Annotated in this window: 4 protein-coding genes and 1 pseudogene; 3 read left to right on the top strand and 2 right to left on the bottom strand. The window is 74.3% G+C overall.

Annotation, left to right across the window (positions count from 1 at the left end):
- A partial coding sequence (locus PLP61_RS14415; RefSeq protein ID WP_324503445.1) for a hypothetical protein occupies positions 1 to 782 on the bottom strand: 782 nt, incomplete at its 3' end.
- Between the two features lie 139 nt (positions 783 to 921).
- On the opposite strand from PLP61_RS14415, the gene PLP61_RS14410 reads away from it, so the two are divergent.
- Complete coding sequence (locus tag PLP61_RS14410; protein WP_324503444.1) at positions 922 to 2133, top strand: SpoIID/LytB domain-containing protein; 1212 nt, start codon at positions 922 to 924, stop codon at positions 2131 to 2133.
- 65 nt (positions 2134 to 2198) lie between these two features.
- Complete coding sequence (locus tag PLP61_RS14405; RefSeq protein WP_324503443.1) at positions 2199 to 3185, top strand: SGNH/GDSL hydrolase family protein; 987 nt, start codon at positions 2199 to 2201, stop codon at positions 3183 to 3185.
- Between the two features lie 81 nt (positions 3186 to 3266).
- On the opposite strand, the gene PLP61_RS14400 is transcribed toward PLP61_RS14405, so the two are convergent.
- Positions 3267 to 5042, bottom strand: coding sequence for an acetyl/propionyl/methylcrotonyl-CoA carboxylase subunit alpha (locus PLP61_RS14400; protein WP_324503442.1), 1776 nt, complete (start codon positions 5040 to 5042; stop codon positions 3267 to 3269).
- Positions 5043 to 5156: 114 nt separating this feature from the next.
- Between PLP61_RS14400 and PLP61_RS14395 the strand changes: the two are divergent.
- Positions 5157 to 5646 (top strand): annotated as a pseudogene (locus PLP61_RS14395) (hypothetical protein); the annotation flags it as partial.

Raw genomic sequence — 5646 nt, 5'->3', positions numbered from 1 at the left:
CCCCCGAAGTCGCCGCACCCGGCGTCCCCACCACCGAAGTCGCCACCGCCGGCGTCCCCGGCGGAGTCGGCTGCCGGGTCACCGCTCCAGTCCTCGCCGGCACCACCCGAGACGTCGCCCGCGGGCATCCCGAGCATGGACCCGATCAGGATGCCGGGGAACAGGCCGCTCATCGCGTACCCGCCGTAGTAGCCCCCGGCGTACGGTCCGTACGCCGGACCGCCCCGGAACCAGGGCACCATCTCGTTGCCCCGCCGCACCTGCCGTACGTCGGGCTCCGCGCCCTGGGCGAGCCGGTCGGCGTCGGCCAGGCACACCGGGACCTCGCGTGGCGCGCCACCCGGAGGCGCCCACGCCACGTCGGTCTGGGCGGGCCCGTGCGCGGGGTTGAAGAAGCAGGGCGGTCTCCGGGTGGGCAGCGGCTGGCCCTCAGCGCGAGCGCGGACGCATGCCAGGGCGTACCGGCCGTCCTCCAGCGTCCTGGTCACCGGCGTGACGTCCTCGGGCACCCGGGCGTCGCGCAGAAGCGTCTTGGCGTTCTCGTAGGAGTCGAGCGCCCGCTGGTAGTCCTGACGCATCGCAGCGTCGAGCTCGGTGGTGAGCGTGTCGACGTGCAGCTCACCCAGCTCCTCGCCGTACCGGGTGACGTCCTCCTCGACGGTCCGCCGCAGCCGGTCGAGCTCCTCGGCGGCCCGTTCCTGAGCGGCGCGCCCGCGCTGCTGGCGCGAGAGGACCATGCTCACAACCACACCGACCACGACGGCCACCACCACCCACTCCATGTCGCCGAGAGTAGCCAGGCGGCCGAAGCCGACCGGGGCCGAGCGGTCACGCGGACTCGTTCCCGCGGTTTCCGGCGTGTCGGCTCAGGAATCGTGGTCCGATCGGGTAGCCCCCCGATCCTGCTCACCCGGAGCCCTGATGCCCTCGCTGTTCCCCCCTCGCGTCCCCAGGCGGCTGCTCGCCTGTCTCGTCGGCGGCCTGCTGGCCGGCGCCGTGACCGCCCCAGCGGCCGCGGCCGACTCGTGGACGGTGCCGGCCGACGCCCGGATCACCATCCGCGGCCACGGCTACGGCCACGGCCACGGCATGTCCCAGTACGGCGCGGAGGGCGCCGCGCGGGCCGGGCTCGGCTACCGGAAGATCGCGAGGTTCTACTACCCGGGGACCTCCTGGGGCCGGGCCGGCGGCCGGATCGCGGTGCTCGTCTCCGCCGACACCTCCGACGACGTCGTGGTGCTGGCCCGGACCGGGCTCACGGTGCGCGACCTGGGAAGCACGGAGCGATGGACCCTGCCGGAGAACGGTGCCAGCCGCTGGCGGCTCGCCGCCGGTCCCGGTGGCACCACGGTCGTGTCGTACCTCACCAAGGCCTGGCACCAGTGGAAGGTGCTCACCTCCGACGCCGAGCTCTTCGCCGGGGGCGAGCCCATCCAGCTGGTCACGCCCACCGGCACCCGCCCTTACCGGGGCCGGCTCCGCTCCGCCCGGCCCAGCCCGGGGAGCAGCGCACGGGACACCGTCAACGTGCTGGCGATGGACAACTACCTGCGGGGCGTGGTGCCTCTGGAGATGCCGGCGCTGTGGTCACCGGCCGCGGTCCAGGCCCAGGCGGTCGCTGCCCGCACCTACGCGGCGTACGAGCGCGCCCACCCGCGCGCGCGGCACTACCAGATCTGCGACACGACCTCCTGCCAGGTCTACGGCGGGTACGCCGCGGAGCACCCCGCCTCGAACGCGGCGATCGACGCCACCCGCGGAGAGGCGCTGCTCGTCGGTGGGCAGCCCGCCTTCACCCAGTTCTCCTCCAGCAGCGGGGGCTGGACGGCCGCCGGCTCGGTGCCCTACCTGACGGCACGGGCGGACCCGTACGACGGCTGGTCGGGCAACCCCGTGCACAGCTGGTCGGTGGTGGTCACCGACGAGGCGGTCGAGGCGCGCTTCCCCGCGATCGGCAACCTTCAGCGGATCGTGGTGGTGGGCCGGGACGGGAACGGAGACTGGGGAGGACGCGTGGTCTCGATGCGCGTGATCGGCAGCGCCGGCCGGGTGACGGTCTCGGGGGACGCCGCGCGCTCGGTGCTGGGTCTGCGGTCGACCTGGTTCACCTTCGCGGTGCGCGCCGCCCGCTGAGCCGACGCCGGCTGGGGGGCCGGGCTACCGTCGTACCCGACGCTCCCTCCAGACAAGGCCCTCGCATGCGCATCCCCACCTGGGCGGCCGCGGCCCTGGCCGCGCTGGTGGCGCTGGTCGTCGCGGTCGCCGTGGTCCGCGCCCAGCCGTCGGCCGACCGCGCCCAGGCACTGCCGGCCGCGGCCCAGGACGCGCGGATCGACTACGTGGCCCTGGGGGACTCCTACTCGGCGGGACCCCTGGTCCCCGCCGGGCGGCCGGACCCACGGGGCTGCTTCAGGTCGACCAACAACTACCCGGCGTTCCTGGCGGGGTACCTGCAGGTGCGCAGCTACCGTGACGTCACCTGTTCCGGCGCCACCACCGAGGATCTCTTCGCGCCGCAGGGTCTCCTCCTCGGCGGGGAGAGGCCGCCGGCCCAGCTGTCAGCCCTCTCCCGCGGCACCGACCTGGTGACGGTGGGCATCGGCGGCAACGACTTCGGCCTGTTCGGCTCGCTGATCGCCACCTGCGGACGCCTGGCCGCCGCCGAACCGGCCGGCGCACCGTGCCGCGAGCACTTCACCGACGCCCAGGGCGTCGACACGTTGGCCCGCGACGCCCGCCTCATCCAGGCCAACGTGGCCCGGGTGCTGCGCGAGGTCCGCGCCCGCGCACCCGAGGCCCGGGTCTACGTCGTGGGGTACCCGCGCATCCTGCCCGCCGACGGCACCGTGTGCGCGCAGGCGCCCCTGGCCGCCGGCGACTACCGCTGGGCAGACTCGGTCGAGCGGCTGCTCAACCGATCGCTCCGCCGCGCGGCGCTGGCGTCGGGCGCGCGCTACGTCGACCTGTACGCCGCCTCGGCCGGCCACGACGTCTGCGCCGGACCGGCTGCCTGGGTCAACGGGAACCAGCTGCTGCTCGGGGTCGCCGCGGACTACCACCCCTTCCTCCGGGGGATGCGGGGCATCGCCCGAGCGATCTACCACCAGGTGACCGGTGAGCGGGCCCCTGCGGGGCAGTACGCCGCGCCCCCACCCGGCTCGGTGGTGACCAACCCCGCCCCCTGAGCCGACCCGGCACAAATGGCGGGCGCGGAAGCCGGCGTGCTCCCCGCCCGGGCGGCGAGCGGCCGGCGCCGCCCCCGCGGGTCAGTCCTTGATCTCGCAGAGCACCGCGCCGTTGGTCACCGTGGCGCCCACCTCGGCGTGGAGGCTGGTGACGGTGCCGGACTTGTGGGCCTTGAGGGGCTGCTCCATCTTCATCGCCTCCAGGACGACGATGACGTCACCCTCCTCGACCTGCTGGCCCTCCTCGACGGCCACCTTGACGATCGTGCCCTGCATCGGCGAGCTGACCGAGTCCCCGGAGACCGCGGCGCCGAGCTTCTTGCCGGCCGAGCGCTTGGGCTTCTTCGGGCCGGAGGCCGCCCCTGCGCCCCCGAGTCCCCCGAGCCCCGCGGGGAGGACGACCTCGAGGCGCCGGCCGCCCACCTCGACGGTGACCGTGTGCCGCTCCTCGTCCTCGACGGGATCGCCGTGCGGGCCGTCGTACGGCGGGATCTGGTTGTCGAACTCGTTCTCGATCCACAGCGTGTAGATGCCGAAACGGTCCCCGCTGCCGATGAAGGCGGCGTCGTGGACCACGGCCGCGTGGAAGGGGATCACCGTGGGCATGCCGTCGACGTGGAACTCGGCCAGTGCTCGCCGCGACCGCTCGAGCGCCTGGGTGCGGTCGCGGCCGCTGACGACGAGCTTGGCGATCAGCGAGTCGAAGGAGCCCGGGATGGTCTCCCCGGCCAGGTAGCCGCCGTCGACGCGGACCCCGGGGCCGCTGGGCGGCTCCCAGCGGGTGAGGGTGCCCGGGGCCGGCATGAAGCCACGCCCGGCGTCCTCGGCGTTGATGCGGAACTCGATGGAGTGGCCGACGATCTCGGGGTCGTCGTACCCGAGCTCCTCGCCCGCGGCGATCCGGAACATCTCCCGGACCAGGTCGATCCCGGTGACCTCCTCGGTCACCGGGTGCTCGACCTGCAGCCGGGTGTTGACCTCGAGGAAGGAGATGGTGCCGTCCTGGCCGACCAGGAACTCGCAGGTGCCGGCCCCGACGTACCCGGCCTCCTTGAGGATCGCCTTGGAGGAGGAGTAGATCCGCTCGACCTGCTCGGGGGAGAGGAACGGCGCGGGCGCCTCCTCGACGAGCTTCTGGTGGCGGCGTTGCAGCGAGCAGTCGCGGGTGGAGACCACCACCACGTTGCCGTGCCGGTCGGCCAGGCACTGGGTCTCGACGTGACGGGGGTGGTCGAGGTACTGCTCCACGAAGCACTCGCCGCGCCCGAACGCCGTGACCGCCTCGCGGACCGCGGAGTCGTAGAGCTCGGGCACCTCCTCGAGGGTGCGGGCCACCTTCAGGCCCCGGCCGCCGCCGCCGAAGGCCGCCTTGATCGCGATCGGGAGGCCGTGCTCCTGGGCGAAGCGCACGACCTCCTCGGCCCCGCCGACCGGGTCCGGCGTGCCCACGACCTGCGGGGCGCCCACCCTCTGGGCGATGTGGCGGGCCTGCACCTTGTCGCCGAGCTTCTCGATGGCAGCCGGCGGGGGGCCGATCCAGATCAGCCCGGCGTCGATCACGGCCTGGGCGAACCCGGCGTTCTCGGCGAGGAAGCCGTACCCGGGGTGCACCGAGTCGGCGCCGGAGCGGGTGGCCACGTCGAGGATCTTGGCGATGTCCAGGTAGGTCTCCGCGGGGGTGGCGCCGCCGAGCGCGTACGCCTCGTCGGCGAGCCTGACGAACAGGGCGTCGCGGTCCTGGTCGGCGTACACGGCGACGCTGCCGATCCCGGCGTCCCGGCAGGCGCGGATCACCCGCACCGCGATCTCGCCGCGGTTCGCGATGAGGACCTTCTTCAGGCTGCTGGTGGTGGTCACCGGGGACTCCTGGTCTGGTCGGGCCCGACGGACTCGAGCACGTGGTGCTGCCGAGGGGCAGCGTATCGCTCCGCCCCGCTCGGCCCGCCACGGCCCGTCGGGCAGGATGGGGTGGTGGGCGACCCGATCCGATCCCCGGACCCGGCAGCCGGCGCCGGCCCCGCGCTCGCGCCGGACTGCGCCCGCTGCCACGCGCTGTGCTGCGTGGCGCTGCCCTACACCCGCGGGGACGGCTTCGCCGAGGACAAGCCGGCGGGGCGCCCGTGCCGCCACCTGGCCGCCGACTCACGATGCTCGATCCACCCTGTCCTCGCCACGACCGGCTGGCGCGGCTGCGTGGTCTTCGAGTGCTTCGGAGCGGGCCAGCAGGTGTCCCAGCACACCTACGGCGGGCGCAGCTGGCACGACGGCCAGGGGCTCGCCGAGGAGATGTTCACGGTGTTCGGCGTGGTCCGCCAGCTCCACGAGATGCGCTTCCTGCTCGGGGACCCGGCGTGCGCGGCCTCGTCGTACGCCGTGCCGGCGCGCGCGCTGGACGCCGAGCTCGCCGACCTCGCCGAGCGGGCGCCGGCCGAGCTGCTCGCCGCCGACCTCGGATCGTGGC

This window comes from Nocardioides sp., from assembly GCF_035429765.1.
Taxonomy (GTDB): domain Bacteria; phylum Actinomycetota; class Actinomycetes; order Propionibacteriales; family Nocardioidaceae; genus Nocardioides.
The sequence above is the reverse complement of the archived record's forward strand: the minus strand, read 5'-3'. Positions and strand labels throughout refer to the sequence as shown.